The sequence below is a fragment of the Polaribacter sp. Hel_I_88 genome (genome assembly GCF_000687935.1).
Lineage (GTDB): Bacteria > Bacteroidota > Bacteroidia > Flavobacteriales > Flavobacteriaceae > Polaribacter.
Genome location: NZ_JHZZ01000001.1, coordinates 138,873 through 160,675, shown reverse-complemented (window position 1 = coordinate 160,675; position 21,803 = coordinate 138,873). Strand labels below are relative to the sequence as shown.

The following is a 21,803-nucleotide window of genomic DNA, read 5'->3' as shown; positions in this document are numbered from 1 at the left end:
ACAAATTTTAAAATCCTTTGGATTTTCATACCAATAAAATAAAACATATTTTATAATAATTAAAATTCGTGAATTCGTGGCTTTGATTTTTATTATAAATTTAATGCGAAGTAATTAATGCGAAATTGTATAACTGATTGGCTTAAGTTGATTAATTGTAGTAAAATTATTATTGATAATCTTCTTTGTTTTCTGTTTCATACGCTATAAATTTTAAGTTTTTTGTAAATATGTAATGTTCGACAATCAAATTTTTTAAGGGTAATTTTCTTTCAAAAAGGTTTTGCTTTCTTAGGTATTAATCATACTTCTTTATAAACAAACAATAAGAACAAATCCTACTCCTTCGTAATAAAACGCTAAGAAGTGATTTTTTAAGATACTTTAAAAACTGAATAGCCTCAAAATTAAATTTAATTTTGAGGCTATTTTTTATTGTGGTCAGAACTTTGAGAAAACCTATTTCCTCAACAACGAAAAGTTTCCTTTTTTGTTGATGGTCGGTTTTGTAGTATCAGCAGGAATCAGGGTAATGTTAAACCAGTAATCGTCAGAAGGTAACAATTTACCTTGATACATTCCATTCCAACCTTCGCTATCAATTTGTTCTTGTGCTACCAAGGTTCCATATCTATTAAAAATATTGATACTTGCATTTGGATAAAAATCTTTGTTGGCGCCTTTTACAACCCAGGTGTCATTTCGTCCATCACCATTTGGTGTAAAGAATTTTGGAAACTGAATTACAGAGACTAACAGCATTTCATCTGGAGCACAACCATTTTTATCGTTTACAATAATTTGATATACGCCACCTTCTAAATTTTCAAACAACGGTTCGTCTTGAAAACCTATGATTGGTATTCTTGAGTTATCATCAGTATTTACAATGGCAAATTGATAATTTCCAGGACCTAAATCATTATTGACAATATCAATAGAAATAGATAAATTAGCCTCACTGCTAATATTGTTTCCTTCATCAATAATGGTGATAAAATCACGCTCTAAAGTAGCAGGATTCGATTCGTTAACAACAATACTTTCTGATCTTTCACATAAAGTGCCATCTGTGGTGGTTGCAGTAACTGTATAGGTTCCACCAGAAGTGATATTGATGTTATCTCTAGAAGCTGTATTTAAAACAGTTCCGTTTTCATCTTGCCAAATATAGCTATAGACATCTCTTGCATTTTCTGCAGCAATGTTTAAAGGTAAATCATTCAAACATAAAATTTGAGGAGTTGTCACTGTAAAATCAGGCAATGTATTGACGATCACATCAAAATTGGCATCATCATTTACACAGCCTGTATTTTTGTTTTCAATACGCACAAAAATAGTTTCTGTAGCATTTGTGTTTTGATATGGAGAAATGATGGCATCATTTCCAGAAGTTGCATTTGCTTGAGAGTTATGAAACGTAACATTAAAATCGTTTGGATTTTGAGTTGTTCCTAAAATCTCGGTTATTTTACTATCCAAATCGATGTTTTGCACAATTCCATTGGCATCATCACCATCCAAGTCATTATCACAATAAGCTAAATTAGTTGGTACTACAAAAACGGGTTCAGCATTTACAATGACATCAAAGTTAGAAATTGGGTTTGCACACCCTGTATCTTTGTTCAAAATACGTACAAAAATTGTTTCTCTATTTGGAGCGTTATTTGAATATGGAGAAATCAAAGGATTGTTACCATTTTGAGCATCAGCCAAAGATCTGTGATAGGTAACTGTATGCATATTTGGATTTTGAGTTCCTAAAATACCAGCAGTTTGAGATTCCAAATCGATAGCTTGTGAAAAGCCATTTCTAGCAGAACCATCAGAGTTATCATCACAAATTTCTAAATCTTCTACAAAATTGGCAACAGGAATAGGATTTACAATCACATTGAATGAAGTATGATCAGTAAAACAGCCAGTTGTAGTATTGGTAACTCTCACAAAAATGGTTTGAGAATCGCGAGTTGTATTTGCAAAAGGAGATGATTGAGCATCAAATCCAGCATTGGCATCTGCAGCAGAAAGGTGATACGTTACCGTAAAATCAGCAGGATTTTGACCATTTAAAATAGCAGCAGTTTGGGATTCTAAATCAAAAGATTGCACAATCCCATTGGTTCCATCACCATCATTAGCATCATCACAAAGCTCTAAGTCTGGCACATTTGCAGCTTCAGGAACTGTATTTGTTCTTAGATACAATTCGCCAGTTCCAGAACAATTGTTGTTGTTTTTATTGGTGATTTTAAAATAAATAGTTTGTCTTGTAACATCTGAAGGAAAATTGATATTTCTGTAATTCGAAATATCAGCAATTGCATTTACAACAGCAGTTCTATCGTCTCTTGTTTCATAAAAAGAGATTTCTAAATCTGGTCGTAAAGCAGGAGGGAAGAATGCTAAAATTTCAGCATTTGCTTCACTAAAATCGAAGTTTGTAATACCATCAGTATCATCATTTGCAGGGCCATTTGTGCCATCCGTTTGCAGAAAATCATCACAAACAGCCTCAAATTCTTTGTTGTAAGCAACATCTGCAGCAGCTTCCACTTCTAGATTAATTTTAGAAATTCGGTAACAATCTTCAGAAGAAATGGTTCTTACCCAAGCTTCTCCATTTTGATTTACGGGATAACGCAATTCATCATCAACTAAAGGAGTTCCAGCAATAGCATCTGCTTCAGTAGCAAAATATTCAAATCTTTCGTTTGCAGAATTTGCAGAAATACTAATTTCTGCTTCTGTTAAATTTACAGTTGATATTCTATCCAAATCATCATCACATTGTAATAAATCTACTTCTGGGGTGATTACTGGTAAAGGATCTACAATTAGTTCTAGAGTTGTTTCTGCATCGTAACAATCTGTATTGTCTTTATTTTCTATTCTTATAAAAACGGTTTGAGAGTTTGTGACACTATAGTTTGTATTTTTATCAATTAGGGTAGTTGTATCATTGGTATCTGCACCAATTTGAGTTGTGTGATACGTAAGATTGTATTTTGAACTATCTAAATTCCCATAAATTTCAGAATCTTTTGTATTTAAAAGAAATGTATTTATTACTCCATCAGTATCTGAGGTACTTTCTAAATTATCACAAATTCTATAGGGTTCAGGTTGTGTTGGAACTGGTAAATCAGTTACAGCCAAAGTAAAATTTGTGATTTCAAAACAAGCGTCCATAGCTTGTTTATTATGGACTCTGGCATATATTGTTTCAGAGCTAAAAGCTGTTGGATTTGTGTAAATTTTAGGCAAAGCATCAGAATTGGATAAGGCATTTGCTTCAGTAGTATAATAGAGTACCTCAAAAGTATCAGGATTTAAACCATTTAGAATTTCATTGTTTTTAAGATTTTCTAAATCAAAAGCATTAAAACCATCTCTATCTGTGTCACAAAAAATAATATCTGCAGGTTGTGTAGCTACAGCAGCTTCAAAAACCTCTATGTTAAAAGTTCCATTGTAAATAATTTCGTTATTACAATCATCTGTAAGCTCAATTTTTAAGGAATATTCCCCAGTATTGTTTACTTGTAGATTCGTTAAAGTTAACGTTTCTGGGTTAGTACTTGGTGTTATATCTATGGGTATGTCTGTGCTGTCTGTAAAAGTCCAGCTATAAATAATATTACTTCCATTAACAGCCTCAGTTTGTAAAACTCTATCTTCACCAACACAATATTGTAAATTTTGATCATTTAAAACTTCGTTTGTATCAGTATCTCTAATTTCTATAGGTAAAAAGAAAGATTGTATAAATGGAGGAAGCCCTTCAGTAGATATTCTACTATTTAAAAATAAGCCTTCTTCTTCAAAGCCAATTTCGTTAGCTGTAGTGTTTGTAAAATCATTTTCAGGAAAATTAATAACACCTAAAAAATTTTCACGACTTCTGGCATAATAAATTTTTCCGTTTGCTGCTAATTGTAAAGCCCCTCTATAGCCTGAATTGGTTTCATAAATTAGTTTTTTACTTGCATTAATATCAAAAATATCTCTAGATGTTAAGCTTAATTGTGTAACACTTGCATAGTCAGGATTATTTCTTGTTCCTTGATTCGTAAACTGACTAAATGTACCAGTGGTAACATATAATTTTTCTCCATTTCTAGAGAATTCTACTCCATAGCCATCACCATCAATATTTAAAGTTCCTCCATTGGTGATTTCTCCATTTTGAGCATTAAAATCAAATATATAAGACCCAGAACTAGCACTTGCATTTACAAGGGTTTTACCATTAGGAGATATTTTTAAATATCCCCTTAAATTATTTAAATTATTATTATGAGCGGATATTCTTGGACTTCCTGAAGTACCATTATTAACACCATTTGAATCTATGAGGTAAGCGTAAAACCTATTTCTATCAGAGGTAATTACCCAAAAAGTATTACATTCACTACCTCTTACAGCTGTAATTTTTTCTCGAGCTAATTGAGAGGAAACTAATGGAGTGTTTTTAGTAATAACAGCTCCTAAACCATTACTAAGGCTCATGTCTACCTCAGAAAAAGCAACACCATTTCCTTGATTATCATTTGCTAGTTGATTTCCTACAGTAAAAATATAGTAAATAGTATCGCTTAAAGGTTTTGGTACTATGATAGCAGATTGCGCACTAGAAGAGTCACCCAACAATCCTGTACCATTTGTCATAACTTCATCATTTCTATTGTAAACAACTGAACCATCTGTATAAAACTGTAATTCACCATTCGCGTTAGATATAGAAGCTGAACCTTCATCAGTATTTAAAGCCCCAGAAATAGGGTTTGGAGGGTTGGTAGTAAAATCTAAGCCTCCTCTTTCTCCAAAATACCAAAAGTTGGCTTCCTTTTGAGAAAATAAATTAAACGCAAAAAAGAGGAATAAAAACGGTAATAATTTCTTCATTTAATAATGTTTGAATAATTTCTGTCAAATATATTTAAAAAGGTTAAGAAGTTAGTTTTTTTAACATTCTTAAATAGACTGAAAGTTTAAAGATTTTTAAAAAACTGTAACAATCAGATAATTTATGCTACATATATATGTATTTAAATTTCTTATACTAAAAAAAAAATACGAAATTGCTTATCTAAAAATTGTTCAACCTAAAAAACTAAAAAAATATGTCTGATGATTTTGATTTATTAGAAACAAATTCTGCTGAGAAAACTGAAAAAGTAGAAGTAAATTGGGGTAAAGCTGTAGATTCTATGAAATCTAAATTGGCTCAAGAAGAAGACCCGCAAAAACGTCAGAAAATATTAAATGCAACTTTAGATGATGTTGTTCATATGGCAGAAAAAGATAGAACTACACTTTTAGACGCCATAAAAGACTTGACAGATTATCAAGATGAAGTAGGTATTATGTTCGAGAAATTTTCGTCATTAAATCCTTCTGAACAAAAAGTAATCGATGATGCTCAAAAAGAATTAGAAAGAGCTAGAATAGAATTGGAAGACGCGCAAAACAAACCTGATACTTGGTGGAATAATTTGTGGGGAAGGAAATCGAAAATCAAAAAAGAAGAACAAGAATTTGCAGCAGCTGAAAAAATAAGATTAGGAGCAGATAATAAAGCCAAAGCATTATTTCAACAACGTATAGAAAGTGCAGATGTACAAACACTCTTAGCAGAGTTGTCTTTTAAATCTCAAGCAGCTGTAAATCGTTTAAAAAATAGAGAAGTAGAAATCAAAGAGGTTGAAGAAAAACTAAAAATGGCAATTGTAGAAGCTTCTAAAAATCATACAAAAGCCTTAGAGAAGAAAAAAGAAACAGAAGAAAAGTTAGAGGAGCAATATGCGTTGTTAAAACAATCTCGCCAAGAATTAGATGAAATTGCAGACAAACAATCCACAGCATATTCAGAGGCAATTGGCAAAGTAACCACAATTGAGCAAAAAGTTGAGGAGTTAGAAGGTTTAAAAAATGCATATACAACCTTGGCTGCAAGTAAAGATAGTTTTGTGCACAAGCATAATTTAACCATCAAAGTGTTAACTTCTTTGCGTTCTAACTTACAAACTCATAGAGCAAAATTAAAGTCAGATACTGAAGAGCGTTTAAAATATTATGATGGGTATGTTGTGGCTTTAAAAGCAAGAACAGATCAAGAATTTGCAGCAATTTTAGAACATTTAGGGGTTAAAACAGATGAACATATAGGTGCAACTTTGGCCTCTATGCATTCTGCAAGTGCCAGAGCTCGTCAAGAAATGATGGACAATATTCCTGTTCACGAAAAAGTTATGAATGGCGTTTATAGCACGTATGCAGAGGCTTTACAGGAAATTAGAGAAAAAGATTCTGACATTCAAAAGAATTTTGCAGACAGATATGGAATTGACATGAAAGAGATTTTTGAAGATTATTACAAAGCAGATGCAAATGTGCCAAAAGCTGATGATGATAAAACTCCAGATGCTCCAAAGAAAGATGTTTCTAATGATGATATGTTAAGTTAATATTTTAAGGGCGTTTCCCTATTTTTTGAAAATAAAAATAGGGTCAGGCTTTCCATTATATCTTTTTTCTGAGTTCTCGATATAAATTTGCAAAAAGCAAATTCACTCGAACTAAGAAAAAAGGATGCCATTTCAATCCTTAACTCAAATCTTAGTAAATTGTTTATTGTTTTTTGGAAGTAAATAAAGTATTTAATTATTATATGTATAAAATGTAAATATAAATTGTAAATATATTATATTTGTATAAAATTATTAATTATGGCAACATTCACATCTTCTTTACCTGATAATTTATTAGATAAATTATCGGCTTTAGCAAAAGAATTAAAACTTCCTAAAAATAGGTTGATAGAAAATGCACTAGAAATTTACTTAGAGCAAATAGAAAAAGCTAGTTATATAAAATCTTACCAACAAGCAGCAGCAGATGATGATATTTTATTAGTTGCAGAAGAAGGCATGCAAGATTATTTTTCTGCATTAAACAATGCAGAAACCAAATAAATGAAGCAAGGTGAAATTTGGGAATTATATTTAAACCCAACCAAAGGAAGTGAACAAAATGGACGAAGACCTGCTGTAATTATTAGTGGAAATATGGTAAACAAATATTTACAAGTGGTAATCGTTTGTCCGTTAACAACAAGCATTAAAAATTATAAAGGGAATTTAATTTTAAAACCAAATGCTAAAAATGGTTTGTCTAAAATTTCTGAAGTGTTAACATTTCACGTTCGTTCAGTTTCTAAAACAAGGTTTGAGCAAAGAATTGGGGAGATTTCTTTAAAGGATGTTGAAATTATCAAAAAAACATTAAACGATATTTTGAAGTACTAATTATGATTACAACTCCTTTAGATTCTGCTATTTTAAACTCGAAAGAGCAATACATTTTCTATCATAAAATGGTCGATTTTGCTTTGAAGGAAATTATAGTGAGCATGCAACAAGAAAAATTGTGTACACAACAAGAGTTAATTTTCTTTAAACAATATTCAGATTTGTTATTGTATTCCATTGAAGCAATGCGAATTAAGTATATGTATGATGAGGAAGATAACATGAAAGTAGATTTAACAGATTCTGGCTTTCCTAATTATTTGGAGTTCCGTTTTTTGTATAATGATTTAGAGTTGAGAAAACAACATTTAGATAAATTAGTAGATACAGATGCTTTAAAAGAACAATTTTTAGACACACTTTTACGTAAAAAAGAATCGATTAAAAAGTCAGACTTATTCAAAGCTTCCTCTATTATTTATTATACAACTGTTGATAAAAATTATATTTTTAATCGTTTTGTGCAAGGCAAAATTTTAGAAGCGCCAAAAGATGCAAATTACGATTATGTTACAAGCTGGAGTTTTTATGATGTAAGTCATAACAGGCCTTTTATTTGTTTTATGTATTTTGATTATAATAAAAAAAATGCCATTAATGATAAGGAGAAAATTTATCAAACTTTAAAAGAAAGTGCAGATAGAGAAATGGCTTTAGATACAATGGCTTATAACATCGATAGGAAATTACCAGATTTAATTCCGAAACATTTTAAAAGAATCGATTTAGGACCTTTACACAACGTTTTTGCAAAAGATGAAAACGAAATTACACATGCGCTTTTAATTGGTATTGCCAACAAAACAATTCCTTTAGAATCGTATGCAGTTTCAATGAATGTTGACGAAGTTTTTGCTGGAGAAACATTTACAGAAGGTAGTTTTTTTAACAAGCAAACCATGCAAAAATGGAGCGATGTTTTAAAACAAAAATATCTTTTTGCGCCACATAGAATTATTCAACTTTTACACAATCAAGTTCCAAGAGCTTTAGATACATTGGCAAAAGAACCTATTTTGATGTCAGAAATCAGGTAAATTGTTTTAGTTGAAATAATAAAATTCTTGAGAACAAATACCTCACAGGTTTAGAACCTATGAGGTCTGAAAAAAAATAAATAAGTAGAAAGTTTGAAAGTTGATAAAATAACTTGTTAAACTTTAAACGGAAACCAGAATAACTAACTAAATTTTCCCCTTTGGGGAAATGTCTGAAAGACAAAGGGGCTATGAATCACAACTCAACTTTTCCTATAAAACAAAACGAACTTGATATGCTTCGAGATGAAGCAACAGGTTATTTAAAATCTGTTCAATGGGAACAAAGTAATAAAGCAAAAAGCAGAGACAAAGAAGCAAAAGACGATTCTATTTTATTGTATTTATCAAGAGCAAATAACGGAAGTAGTATAGAAATTACCTCAATTTCTAAAACTATTTTAGGCTTAAAAAAACGATTATTACCAGATTCAATTGCAATTCCTGTGCATTTAAATCAAACGTTGTTTGCAGTTCAAGAAGGCTTAACTTTAGGAATTTGGATCAAAGATTCTTATTATGATGCTTCAGGTTTATCAAGTTTAAATGAAAGAAAATCAGCCTTAAATTCATCTCAAAAAAGAGAATTTGAAAGCAAGTTACAAACTGCAACTGCGTTTCAATTATTTGCAACTTCCTATAAAATATTACACGATTTAAAACCTTTTGCAAGTGATGATTTGTCTGTGATGAAACAAAAGTTTGCAGGGATTCCAGAAGTGTCATTTTTATCACCTTTAAAAGGAATTGCGTGTGCTTTATTTTATTTTGACAAATATTTAGGTCATCCAGAAATTATAAAAATCGACAAAGATGTTGTCGATTTTACAGTCGTTTATTTTGAAGCTTTAATAGATGAAATTCAGTTACGTAAAAGCAGCTTAGAATACACAGAAACGATTGTTGATAGAACCTACAAATTAGAAAATTCAGACTTTGCAGTTGCTGGTTGGGAGAACGTTTTTCAAGGAACAGCCAAAAGTGTTGAATTCAATAAAATTCAGTTTGAGCAAATTGTTGGTAACAAAGATGCCAAGCATTTTGCACGTAGATTAACAGAAAGAATGTTGAGTTACGATTTTGAAGCTCAGAAAAATCCGTTTCAAGAATTAGGAGGTTTTATGCCTGTTTTTATGGGATATGGTATTCCAGGAACAGGAAAAAGTATGTTAATTGCAGCCATTGCAACTCGTTTAAAAAAACATTGTGATCATTTAAATATTCCATTTTTATTTCATCCAATGCCAGATACATTGATTTCAACTTTTCAAGGAGGATCTGCAGAAAAAATGGTGGAATGGATGAAACCGTTGCAAGACCCAACGAAAATTATTTTTGCACCCATTGATGATGCAGAAAATAATTTACAAGAAAGAACTGCACAAGGCGTTTCTGCGGGAGTTAAAGAAGTTATTGGTGTTTTCTTACGATATACAGAAGGTGCTTATGCTGTAAATTATGGAAATTCTTCGGTAGGTTTATTCACCAACTTACCAGAAATGTTAGACAAAGCTGTGATTTCTAGAATTCAAGGTCGTTTTAAGATTGATGGAGCAAGAACTGAACACGATTTTTTAGATCAAGATTATATTTGGTGGAAGAAATTCGAAAAAACAATTCCAGATTTTGTAAACATGCAAAACCCTTCAAATTATCAGTATTTGAAAGATCAAGGAGTTACAAAAAGTATGGGAGAAATTCTAAATTTAGTTGAAAAACCAAATGAAGAAAGAGTTTTGCAAGCTTATGAAAAAGCGGAAAGAAATCATAGATCAAACGAACATTTATTCTTTGCGATTTTATATAAAGAAATTCAGAAAATATTTCCATTCTTTTCATCAAGAGATGTTAGAAACATTCAATCTGCAATTTCTTTGCGATTAACAGATTTTGATTTAGAACAAGATTGGTTTGAGAATCCTGAAATCTATTTTAAGAAAGATTACAAAACCAAGTTTAATATGTTGCAAGAATTGATGAAAAGCAACATGAAAGGGTTAGATTTTTCTGAAATTAGAAGACAAGAAGTTGTACGTTATTTAGACAATGTGGCTACAATTGCAGATACCGATTTTAAAAGAAAAGTAGATGTAAGAGTAAATCAAATGAATATAGATTTGGAAGCGAGAAGAAATTTTGAAAATGGAAATTAAAAATAAAATAACCAATATAACATCCAAAGTAATTTCCAATTTCTGGGGAAAACTTGAACACGTAAATTTTGATTTTACCTTCAAAAATGGAAAATCAGTAAACTTAACACACGAAGTGTATGGTAAAGCTGATGGAGTTGCAATTCTGTTATTCAATCCAACATCAAAAAAAGTAATTTTATCCAAACAATTTAGAATGCCCGTTTTTGTTGCTGGAGTTGATAATGGTTTTTCTATTGAAGTAATTGGTGGAGGAATTGATAAAAATGAATCTCCAGAAACTTGTGTAATTAGAGAAACTGAAGAAGAGGTTGGTTATAAAATAGCAACCGTAAAAAAAGTAACTACAACTTTTTTATCACCAGGAATTGTGAAAGAAAAAGTGCATTTGTTTATTGGTGAATATAAAGACGAAGACAAAACAGAAAATGGAGGAGGAGTTGAAGCAGAAAATGAAGAAATAGAAGTGTTAGAAACTCTTTTTGTTGATGCTCTAAAAATGATAGAAACCCAAGAAATTATGGACGCAAGAACAATTATGTTGTTGCAATATTTACAGATAAATAAATTAATAAACAAGAGCTGACAGGTTTTTAAAACCTGTCAGCTCTGAAAAGGAATGACAATAAGAAAAGTATCCTTAAATTATAAATGAAGATAAATAAATCACAAGCATAAAAGTCCTTTCCTTCGGAAAGGATTTAGGATAGGCCATATGAACAAACTAAAACAAGCAAATCTATATAGAAGCGAACTAATTCCAATCAGTGGGAAATTAGTAGAACGTTATAACAAATGTTTAGTGAAATTAGGTTTTACTGTAACCAAATTAACGTCATTTTCTATTGATGGATTGGGTTGGAGTCCAGAAATTGCTGAAGAAAAAAATGAAGTTTTTTATTTGAATAATGGCGAAGCAAATCCGCATGCAATTATAATTTCACCATTGCAAAAAGGATTGCCAATTTACAATCCATCTCATTCTTTTGACGTGGAATTGATGAAATTAGTTTTTAAAACACATCATGAAAAGATTAATAATATTACAAGAGACTCAGCTATTTGTGTAGATTTTGATCAAAATATAGATGCTTTTTATGAACCTTTAGATGTTTTAAAATATCAAGATATAAAGATCAGTTTTCGGTTGATAGATGATTTAGACAAAGCCAAAGAGGCCCAATTAAAACTGATAGAAACATTTAAAAAAGACACCAATTTTATTGATGAAAATTTGCATCAACAGTTGTTAACATCAGCAAAAAAATATGGCGATTTAAGAGAAAGAGATTTACGTTTAGAGCCCATTATTTTTACAACTGATTCATTTTTTACAGAAGCTTTTGGCGGCATTTATTTGTTAAGAAACTTTATAACACCCATTTTAATTTTCGAGAAAAAGGAAGCCTACAAAGTGGCTATCAATGACACTAATTATGATGTCTTGATGTTTCATATTTTGCAACCAGAATTGGTTCGACAATTAAGAGATCACTTAATTATTGAGTGTAATTTAGCAGAAGAAGTATCCACAAAAAGATACGAACGAATCAAAAATTTTATTTTTGGTGAAGCTTTAAAAGAAACCCAACATCATGTAAACGATATTTTAAAAGACAAAATGCTTTTCAAAAGTTATTTGAATAAAATCGATATAGAAACGCGTAAAAAAGTAATGAGTGTTGAGCGTTATTTGGATAAAAAACAAACAAATAAAGACACAAAAATGAATGATATTGTGGATCAAGAATTTTATTTTGCATTACACAAACCACATTCATCACTAAGAGCAAATCATCAAGATTTAATCTGGAAGTTGCTCATCAACATTGCTCCAAAAGATGTGTTATTTTGGTATTGGTATGACAAAGAAGATTTTTATAAAAACTTTAAAACGTGGCAAGAAACAAAACAAGATTGGGTAGTTGAGACTATTAAGGATGGGTTTTAGGTTGGATAAATTGAGCTAGAAGTTTGAAGTCATAAGCTGGTAGTTTGGAGTTGGAAGAATTAAGCTGGAAGCTTGACATAAAAAAATTGTATATTTATAATTACTATTGTCCGATTGAATTTCGCTCCTATAGAGCTTTATAACATTTTTGTGTTTTTTTATTAATATATCGCTCTTACAGAGCTAAAAAATCCCAGAGGGATGAAATATCAATAGAAAATTATTTTAAATTTTTGTTAAGCCCTAAAAGGGCGATATATTAAATATTTGGTTATTTAGTTTGAGTTTTGGACGTTTATAAAGTTTTTTAATAGGACAACAATAATTTATAATAAGAAAATAGTGGGTTTAACATCCTGCAAGGTTTCTTTTGAACCTTTTAGGTATAGTAAGATAAAAATTAAATAGAAATAATACCTACAAGGTTTTGAAAACCTTGCATGAAAAATAAAAATTATGACTTTAGAACTTATTATATTTATTGCATCCATACTTTTTGGAGCCATTATTTTCTGGAGAGAATCTCAAGGAAATGGTGTGTATCGTTTTTTTAATAAATTGATGAACTCCAAAGAATTGCAAATGCAAGCATCAGATAAAAAAGGCTTTGTCTATCAGCAATCATTTTTATTGAGGTTGGTTTTTATCACATCCTTATTTTTATTCGGAATTGTAATCACACGTTTTTTAATTCCAATTGATTTGGCAACAATTTCGCTTTTTGCTTCCATGATTTTTGGGACTTTAGTGGGCACGTATTTGGCAGGATTTATATTTAAATCATCAGCAATTATAGATGAACAATCAGAATCTTTAGAAGATAAATTTCAAGATGTTATCGGAAAAGGAAAAGATTTTATTGAAGATATAAAAGCAAAAGAACCAGTTGCTATTGAAAAAGCACAAGAGGAAATTGAAAAGCCAAAAGAACAGGAAAAAAGTGCAAGAGAACGTTTGAAAGATAAAGGATTTTTGAAATAAAAAAAGTTTACAGTAGCAGTATTCAGTGGCAGTTTACAAGATTACCCAAAACCATAATAAAAGAATAATTATTCTTAAATTTTCGTAGAAAAAGATACACATAATATAAAAAACAGTTGCTCACGCTGCGAGTTTCTTCCCTTTGGGAAGATTAAGATGGGATTTTAGTATGATTAGAAATTATTGGCATAAAGGAACAAAACAAAAAAGAAACTTAATAATTCTAGGAATCATCCTTCTAGCCTTAGTTTTCTTTTTAAGAGACGATTATCAACCTGCATTATTATTTTTTAGAAAGTTTATTTTCATCATTTTACTTTGTTTTACAGTCTTGTTTTTTGGATTAAGAAAATTCAGGAAATCAGCAAAAACAGGAAGTAGAATTGGTATTTTAGTATTGTTAGGAATATTTTTTGGCGCAATTTATTACGTAGGTTTTCACTCAAAAATGTACGCATTTATGCAAACCTACAATGTGTTTAACGATTTAAACAGAATCGAAATTGTAGAATTGCCATTAACACAAAACGAAAGAATTCAGCCTTTAAGAAACATTTTTTCGATGGCAAACGAATCTGTGGGCGAAACCAAAGATGTTTCTCTGCCACATTTGGTAAGAGTAGACGATTCCAATCAATGGACAATGGCTATTCAGCCAACAGAAAAATATTATTGGCAAGGCATTAAAGACAATACTGAAGAGGTTTTTTCGGTATCAAGTACCACACCTTTTCCACGTTTTTCTAGCGAAAACAGAATTCCTGTAACTTTCTCAATTGGCGAATCTTTACGATTTAGTAGAAATACCTACAATGCAGTTGTGCAGCGTTTAAACCCTTGGATGTTGTTCAATTACGAGCCAAGTGACACCTATTATATGAAAAACGACAAGGATGCTTGGGTGCAAGTGGTGAGTCTCATAAAATGGAAAGGTTTCTTTTTTCCTTATCCAAGTTTTGGTGGAGTCATGGTTATAGAAAATGGCGAACACAATTTTACAGATTATTTAGAGCGAATTACCATCGGAAAAGGAACCTACATTTCTCCAGCCGAAATGAAAAACTACAACTACTTAACCAAGCAAAATACATTATCAGAAAAAGTAAGTCGTTTGCAAGCCGAAAGTTTAAAGTTTTTAGCTGGTTTTTCAGATCCTTTACCTTGGAATATGAAAAGTGCCGTAAAAATTCCATTGGCGCCAAAAGACCAAAACCAACAACCTTATGTAACTGATTTCGATTTTTCTGATACCAAAACTGGCGCTTTTACTGGCTTGTATCATTGGTTTGGTTTAGAGCCAATTGGCGCTGAACGAACCAGTTTAAGTTATAGCGTTTTTATTCCTGCAGATGGTTCAAACAACTTTTATTTTTATGATCACGCTTCAAAAAAAGAAGGCTATGCAGGCGTCTCTGCAATGCATTTAAAGGTAAGGGAATCTAAAAAAGAGTTCGATTGGGATTCAAATACGCCAGTGGAATTCAGACCTTATATAAAGAATATTGCAGGTAAAAAAAGGTTGTTTTTTCTAGGCACAGTTTCCACGATTAGCAAAGACAATCCACAACAGTTTGATGGTTCTGCAACTCCAGATTTAGCTTTGGTAGATAGCGAATACAGAGATGTTGTTTGGATCAATGCTAAAAAACCAAGCACGTGGAATGAGGAATTGTATGAGCAATTAAATGAAGCTTGGCGAACAAGTGAAAACACCAATATCTATTTCGAAAAAGAGAAAACTATTCTAGAGCAAAACCGAGCAGTTTTAGATTCCATTCAGTTGTTATCAACCCAACAAAAAAAGTTGGAAGAAATTAATCGTTTACAAAAACAGATTGATTCTATTAAAATGAACAACTAACGTCATTGCGAGTTTACGAAGCAATCTTTTTTATAAAATCAACATAATTTTTATTAGAAGCTATTTCCAGCTTTCACTACTCGCTTTTTTTGCCTGAAAAAGGCAAAAAAGAGCTCAAACAGGTCGTTCAATCTGGGCTAGACTTGTTTGCTTGCTTTTGGAGTTGTTAGTCTTTCCTTGTTAATGCTTTATATAATAGTTTGAGATTAAAAAGCATTTATTTTTAGTATTATTATTTAAAGTTTATAAACTTTTTAATTGAAATTTATTCTTAATAATTTTTATACTTTTTTGTTGGTAGTTTTTATTGATTCCTTTAATATGTTCAAAAATGTTTCGTTTCGTTTTTCTGCATCATTTAAAAAAGCATCAAACGATAAAATCGTTATTCCTATTGGACATTCAATTTTTTCTTCACTTACTTTATAAACTATTTTTTGAGTTTTGTAGAAGGCTTTGTCTACACTGAAAATCTCTGTGTATTCGTTAGAATCTAGATAAAGCTCAAAATCATCATCAATATCTACGATACCATAAAACCACATTCTTTGAATTTTATTTGGGTAATATTCTAAAAGTCTTCTAGCTCTTCTTTGAATTTGTCCTATTACTTTTTCATTTTCGTGAAGACCAGCTTTACGTTTTTTTAGTTCAACTATTACTAAATCAACTTTTTGATTTTCAGGATTACCATTGAAAATAATAGAAATATCTGGTCTTGTAGAACTATCTTGCTTAATTTCCTCCTCAATTGCTAGCTCATCTATTAATTTAGAGAGTTCTTGGTCACTTAAAATGGTATTATATGACATAAATTTATCATCCAATAACCAAGCATTATTTCTGTATAAATCTGTGAAATATGTTTTAACTTTGAGAGTTTCCCTCATTGGTACAATCATCTCATGAATCTCGGATTCACTGTTATTATGATTTGTACTTTTTAGTTTTTGAATAATTAAATTACGGTAAAGTATATATTCAGTAAGGACTCTAGAAGATACTTCAAGTGATTTTTTGTATAAAGCTTCGGTTAAATGAGTTGCTTCAAGAGTTTCTTTTTGATCCTTAAAAAAACTTTCTTGTGCTTTTTCAAGAAGTTTGTTTTTATCAACAAGACCAGCAACATTTTCATTAAAATAGCCTTCTAAATGTGGGTATTTTTTATCAAGAAAATCTTTTTTATTTTTATTTCTTTCAATTATTGAAGGTATTTCAACTTCTAGAATAGTTTTAATTTCTTTTATTATAGAATATTTTAATGCGTTAAATTGATTCTTTTCTAATTCAAGTTTTTGTCTTGAATTTCCTACCTTCCCTTTAAAGTATTCCGATTGAATTAAAAATATACAATTATGACCTTGAGGTATATTATCTTTTGAAATAATATCTGAAATTGGTATAGTTCTATTATCTGCGTTTAGAGCAATTGTTAAATTTGAATTTTCATAATCTTTTTCAACCTTGTAAAGTAATTCAAAATTGGCATACAAATCCGCTTGTTCAATCTTAAATAATTTACTTTTTAATTTAGGCAGTTTTTTAGAAGAAACTATTCTTTTGTCTGAATAGAAATTTTTATCTGTATTTGGTATTTCAGTATTAACTAGAATTGTTATTGTTACTTCTTTCCCAGATTTGTTTATTAAAAAAAGTCTTGGAAGAAAATGTAATTCTATAGATTTTGCAAGTGTTTCGGCTCTTATATAATCATATGTTTTAATTCCTTCTAATTTATAATTATTTAAAGAAAGTTTTGTTCCATTTTCTTTCAAGGATGTTTTCGCCTCGAATTCTCTTTCAAAATTATTGTCAAGAATAAATGTTCTTTTGGAATCATTTGATAAAGAATCATAATTTACTTTATTAAAATAGTTTAAAAAAACTAAACGACCTAACCCTTTATTGTCAGGTGAATCTGTCTCTAATAAAGCACAAAACCTATCAAATCCTCGATTTGTAAATCCTTCTCCATTATCAGTAATTTCAATTTCTAAAGACTTCGAATTTTCAAATGATTGAATATTTACTTTTAAACTAATTTCAGTAGCATTTGCGTCTAAAGAATTTGCAATAGCTTCAAAATAGACTAGATCTAGTGAAGGGTTGGGAAAGAATTGTTTTATTGCTTTTGAAATGTTTATTTTCATTTAGTATCTTTTATCACTTTCTTAAAAATATTCGACTTTATACTGTCTTAAACTATAAGTTAACGAAGTTAGTTGTTTATCATAAAACATCAAAAGGAAAAACACCCTTTTCAAAATAAAATCATTTCAATATATTTCCTTGGATTTATTTTCCTTGGTAAATAAAATAATTTTATGTAACTTTGTATTAGAATTTTAATAAAGATTTTCTAAATACCTTATTTTTTTTTGGAAAAAGATACAAGCCTAATGAAACAGCAATCAGAAGTAATTTTATCAGAAAAAAGATATTTAGGAGAAGCAAAAATGAGAAATCATTTTGTGGTGTTAGATGAACCCATAAAAGATGGTGGAGGAGATGCAGGGCCAACTCCAGTAGAATATTTATTAACAGCAATTGGTGGTTGTGTAGCCATGACATTAAGAATGTTTGTAGAAAGAAAAGGTTGGGATGTTGGTAAAATAAAAGTACTAGTTTCACAAAAAGAGGAATTAACATCACAAGGAGTTAAAAAATCATTAATAGAAGAAATTTCTTTCGAAAACGAAATTACAGCAGCACAAAGAACCAAATTACTAGAAATGGCTGGGAAATGTCCTGTAGCTAAAATGGTAAAAGGAGAAACTGTGATAGAAACGAGTATTCAGTAGTTCAGTTTGCAGTTTTTCAGTATGTAGTTGGCAGTAAATCAGTCTTCAGTTGGCAGTAAATCAGTCTTCAATTGGCAGTCGCAGTTTTCAGTTTATCACTGTTGGAATTGTCTTTATAAAAACTAATTTAGAGTTCAAAAATTGTCAGTTCGAGTGATTTTTCTTTTTCGAAAAATTGTATCGAGAACAGTTTAAAATTAACAAAATATCTATCAAATTAATTAAACGCCTAAACAATTACACATATAAATAATTTTAAAATATGAAAAAAATATTAGCATTTGCAGGAAGCACAAGTTCAACATCCATCAATAAAAAATTAGCAACATTTACTGCTGAAAATTTAGAAAATAACGCTTTTGACGTTGTAGATTTAAGAGATTTAAAGGTAACTATGTACAGTGAAGATGAAGAGAAAAATGGTTTTCCAGAAGATATTAAAAAGTTTAGTGAATCATTAGATCATTATGATGGTTTTATTCTTTCTCTGGCAGAACACAATGGATCTTATACAGCAGCTTTTAAAAATATTTTTGATTGGTGCTCTAGACTTGAAAGCAAAGTTTTTAGAAACAAACCTTTATTATTAATGGCTACTTCACCAGGAGCAAGAGGAGGACAGTCAGTTTTGAGTGATGGTGTTGCCAAATTCCCTTTTATGGGCGCAAAAGAAATTATTTCTTATTCGTTACCAAGTTTTAACGATAATTTTAAAGAAGGCAACATTGTAAATGATGACTTATTGTCTCAATTAAAAGAAAAAATTAAGCAATTTGAAGCTACACTAAAAGCCTAAATGATGAAAATAACTTTATACGGAAAACAAGGACACGCTTATACAGTAGCCTTTAAAAATTTCTTAAACTCAACAGATGTTCCATATACCTACAAAGATATTTCTAAAGATGTAGAAGCAAGAGAACACAGCAAAGAATTATATAATGGGGTTGCTAAATTCCCAACATTATTTGTGGATGATCAAGTTTTTTTAACACCAACAACAGAAGAGTTTAATAAGATAATGCAAGATTTAAAGTTGAGAGCTTAGAAAAGTTGGGAGCTAGAAGAGTGAAGTTGGAAGTTTGAAGAATAAAGAGAAAAGAACCAAGATCAGATAACAAAGAGAAGAACCCCACAAGAACTATGTTTTCTATGTCCCTATGTGTTCAATTTTCACAAACAAGAGAAAATAAGAAGAGACAAGAGACAAGAGACAAGAATTTGAGAAAAAATCAAGAATTATTATTTTTTAATAAAGTAGATTTTTTAATTTTCGAATACTGAATACTGAATACTGAATACTGAATACTGAATACTGAATACTGAATACTGAATACTGAATACTGAATACTGAATACTGAATACTGAATACTGAATACTGAATACTGAATACTGAATACTGAATACTGAATACTGAATACTGAATACTGAATACTAAATAATGGGAGACATTTCAAAAGACATAAAATCTAAATTTACGAATAACAAAGTAAAGGCATTAATCAATTTAAAATATACTTCGAATTGGTTGAGTAGTAAAGAAAATGAGTTTTTTAAACCTTATGGAATTTCGCCTCAGCAATACAATATTTTACGAATTTTAAGAGGAGCAAAAACAAAAATAAAGGTGCAAATTGTAAAAGAAAGAATGATTGAAAGAGCGCCAAATGCAACTCGTTTAATGGATAAATTATGTGATAAAAACTTAATTGAAAGAGAACGTTGTGATGATGATAGAAGAGTCGTTTTTGTAAAAATAACAAACCAAGGTTTAGAGTTGTTAACCACAATTGATGAAAATAATAATATTTCTTTTTTAGAAAATTTAACAGAAGAAGAAGCAACCATTTTAAGTGACCTTTTAGATAAAATAAGATGACATTGTTACTCTGAACTTGTTTCAGACACTTAAATAAAATTCGTTTTTTTAAGTTAATATTTTCCTTGGGAAATAAAAAACAACGAAATCTCCTGCAAGTTTTTAAAAAACTTTGTAGGTATTTAAAAGAATCCAAAATCAACTCTAAAGCTAAATCAAAATGAAAAAACTAAAATCAATACAACATAAAACTGCAAGTCCATTTGTAAATATGGGCCCTATAAAATTGCGTCAGCCATTGCCAATTCAAGGTATAGAAAATGTTGATCCGTTTTTATTGTTACATCATTATGGACCTTATGCAATTTCCGAATTTAACAATCCTTTTGATTTAGGTCCTCATCCTCACAGAGGTTTTGAGCCCATCACTTTATTGTTCAAAGGTGAGCAATTTCATAGAGATTCTTTAGGAAACGAAATGGTTGTAAAAGCTGGTGGAGTTCAATGGACAACTGCTGGACGTGGAATTATTCACGCAGAAGCTCCAACAAAAGAGTTCGTGAAAAAAGGAGGAGATTTAGAAGGAATTCAGTTGTGGTTAAATCTTCCTGCTAAAAATAAAATGATGACACCAAATTATCAACATTTAGAAGATGAGCAAATTCCAAAGGTGTTTTCTGATGATAAAAAAGTGCAATTAAACATCATTGCAGGAAATCAGAATAACAAAACAGGTTTGATAAAAACGCAAACTTCTGTCAATGTTTTTACAGCAAATGCTGAAGCAGGAGGAACCTTAGAAATTGATATTCCAGAAACGCATCAATCTTTAATTTATGTATTAGAAGGAGAAATTGTAGTCAATAATTCTGACGTTTTAAAAAAAGGAGAAAACCAAATGATTGTGTTCAATCAAGATGGAAATACCATTCAATTTGAAGCGAAACAAAAAAGTACACTATTGATTTTATCGGGAGAACCTATCAACGAAAAAATAACTCAATATGGACCTTATGTAATGAATACGCAAACTGAAATTTTAGAAGCAATGCGTGATTATCAACAAGGAAAAATGGGGTATTTGTATTAACACAACAACTATAACAAGGGGTTTAAACCCCTTGCTAAAATCATAAAATTATGAAAAAAACAATTCACAAAGCAGACACAAGAGGACTAGCAAATCATGGCTGGTTAAAATCATATCACACCTTTAGTTTTGCCAGTTATCAAAATCCAAATAGAATGAATTTTGGAATGTTACGTGTTTTAAATGATGATATTGTGCAGCCTAAAATGGGTTTTGGTACACATCCTCATAGAAATATGGAAATTATTTCGATTCCGATTTCAGGTGCTCTTTCTCATAAAGATGATATAAACAATCAACGTTCTATAGAAGTTGGAGAAGTGCAAGTTATGAGTGCAGGAACTGGAGTTACACATTCAGAATTCAACGATTCTAAAACAACTGCATCTAACTTTTTACAATTATGGATATTTCCAGAAAAGCAAGAAGTAACCCCTTATTACAATCAAAAAATGTTTGCTTCAGCAGGTAGAAAAAACAAATTTCAAACGTTGGTTTCGCCAAAAGACAAACAGGTAGAAGGTTCTTTACCCATCAATCAGCAAGGATATATTTCTATGATTGATTTAGATAAAGATTTCGAAACGGAATACGAATTAAAAAATGGAGCTTATTTCTTTTTAATTGATGGCGAAGTTTCTGTTGCAGATGAGGTTTTAGAAAATAGAGACGCAGTTGGCATCGAAAATGTAGAAAAAGTAAGTATAAAAGCATCAAAAAATAGCAAATTATTAATTATTGATGTTCCTATGTAACAAGAAAGCATTTTCCAATTCAGATAACAAGGGGTT

The 21,803-nt window shown here is 30.4% G+C and carries 17 protein-coding genes; 15 read left to right on the top strand and 2 right to left on the bottom strand.

The genetic code is table 11. From position 1 onward, the window contains the following. Positions 1-459: 459 nt before the first annotated feature. On the bottom strand, positions 460-4,914 hold the full coding sequence (locus tag P161_RS0100685) for a T9SS type B sorting domain-containing protein (protein ID WP_026775181.1): 4,455 nt from the start codon (positions 4,912-4,914) through the stop codon (positions 460-462). A gap of 218 nt (positions 4,915-5,132) precedes the next feature. Here P161_RS0100685 and P161_RS0100675 point away from each other — a divergent pair, with 218 nt between their 5' ends. The 9 genes from P161_RS0100675 to P161_RS0100635 all read left to right on the top strand — a co-directional run bounded on the left by P161_RS0100675 (position 5,133) and on the right by P161_RS0100635 (position 15,302). Then, positions 5,133-6,476 carry a hypothetical protein gene (locus tag P161_RS0100675; protein WP_026775180.1) on the top strand — a complete coding sequence of 448 codons (1,344 nt, stop codon included), beginning with the start codon at positions 5,133-5,135 and terminating at the stop codon, positions 6,474-6,476. A 261-nt stretch (positions 6,477-6,737) separates the two neighbouring features. Beyond that, positions 6,738-6,983 carry a ribbon-helix-helix domain-containing protein gene (locus P161_RS0100670; protein WP_026775179.1) on the top strand — a complete coding sequence of 82 codons (246 nt, stop codon included), beginning with the start codon at positions 6,738-6,740 and terminating at the stop codon, positions 6,981-6,983. Then, complete coding sequence (locus tag P161_RS0100665) at positions 6,984-7,316, top strand: type II toxin-antitoxin system PemK/MazF family toxin (protein ID WP_026775178.1); 333 nt, start codon at positions 6,984-6,986, stop codon at positions 7,314-7,316. 2 nt (positions 7,317-7,318) lie between these two features. Beyond that, positions 7,319-8,356 (top strand): hypothetical protein, encoded by a 1,038-nt coding sequence (locus tag P161_RS0100660; protein WP_026775177.1) that lies wholly within the window; start codon positions 7,319-7,321, stop codon positions 8,354-8,356. 191 nt (positions 8,357-8,547) lie between these two features. Beyond that, complete coding sequence (locus P161_RS0100655) at positions 8,548-10,509, top strand: AAA family ATPase (protein ID WP_026775176.1); 1,962 nt, start codon at positions 8,548-8,550, stop codon at positions 10,507-10,509. Continuing rightward, positions 10,499-11,095, top strand: a complete 597-nt coding sequence (locus tag P161_RS0100650) for an NUDIX domain-containing protein (protein WP_026775175.1) — start codon at positions 10,499-10,501, stop codon at positions 11,093-11,095. The genes P161_RS0100655 and P161_RS0100650 overlap by 11 nt, the downstream gene beginning before the upstream one ends. Positions 11,096-11,224: 129 nt before the next feature. Continuing rightward, a complete protein-coding gene (locus P161_RS0100645; RefSeq protein ID WP_026775174.1) occupies positions 11,225-12,460 on the top strand; it encodes a DUF6638 family protein in 1,236 nt (411 codons plus the stop codon). Between the two features lie 456 nt (positions 12,461-12,916). Continuing rightward, positions 12,917-13,441 (top strand): hypothetical protein, encoded by a 525-nt coding sequence (locus P161_RS0100640; RefSeq protein ID WP_026775173.1) that lies wholly within the window; start codon positions 12,917-12,919, stop codon positions 13,439-13,441. A 169-nt stretch (positions 13,442-13,610) separates the two neighbouring features. After that, positions 13,611-15,302, top strand: coding sequence for a hypothetical protein (locus P161_RS0100635; RefSeq protein ID WP_026775172.1), 1,692 nt, complete (start codon positions 13,611-13,613; stop codon positions 15,300-15,302). A 281-nt stretch (positions 15,303-15,583) separates the two neighbouring features. On the opposite strand, the gene P161_RS0100630 is transcribed toward P161_RS0100635, so the two are convergent. Then, entirely contained in the window at positions 15,584-17,452 is a 1,869-nt protein-coding gene (locus P161_RS0100630) for an ATP-binding protein (protein ID WP_026775171.1), read from the bottom strand. Between the two features lie 249 nt (positions 17,453-17,701). Between P161_RS0100630 and P161_RS0100625 the strand changes: the two genes are divergently transcribed. The 6 genes from P161_RS0100625 (at position 17,702) to P161_RS0100600 (ending at position 21,767) form a co-directional block, all read left to right on the top strand. Next, the gene (locus tag P161_RS0100625) at positions 17,702-18,103 is read left to right on the top strand and encodes an OsmC family protein (protein WP_026775170.1); all 402 of its coding nucleotides are present in this window, start codon (positions 17,702-17,704) and stop codon (positions 18,101-18,103) included. Between the two features lie 262 nt (positions 18,104-18,365). Then, positions 18,366-18,899, top strand: coding sequence for an NADPH-dependent FMN reductase (locus P161_RS0100620; RefSeq protein ID WP_026775169.1), 534 nt, complete (start codon positions 18,366-18,368; stop codon positions 18,897-18,899). 3 nt (positions 18,900-18,902) lie between these two features. Continuing rightward, on the top strand, positions 18,903-19,151 hold the full coding sequence (locus P161_RS0100615; RefSeq protein WP_026775168.1) for a glutaredoxin domain-containing protein: 249 nt from the start codon (positions 18,903-18,905) through the stop codon (positions 19,149-19,151). A 393-nt stretch (positions 19,152-19,544) separates the two neighbouring features. Beyond that, on the top strand, positions 19,545-19,982 hold the full coding sequence (locus tag P161_RS0100610) for a MarR family winged helix-turn-helix transcriptional regulator (protein WP_026775167.1): 438 nt from the start codon (positions 19,545-19,547) through the stop codon (positions 19,980-19,982). A gap of 160 nt (positions 19,983-20,142) precedes the next feature. Next, positions 20,143-21,012, top strand: coding sequence for a pirin family protein (locus tag P161_RS0100605; RefSeq protein WP_026775166.1), 870 nt, complete (start codon positions 20,143-20,145; stop codon positions 21,010-21,012). A gap of 50 nt (positions 21,013-21,062) precedes the next feature. Further along, positions 21,063-21,767 carry a pirin family protein gene (locus P161_RS0100600; protein ID WP_026775165.1) on the top strand — a complete coding sequence of 235 codons (705 nt, stop codon included), beginning with the start codon at positions 21,063-21,065 and terminating at the stop codon, positions 21,765-21,767. Positions 21,768-21,803: the final 36 nt, after the last annotated feature.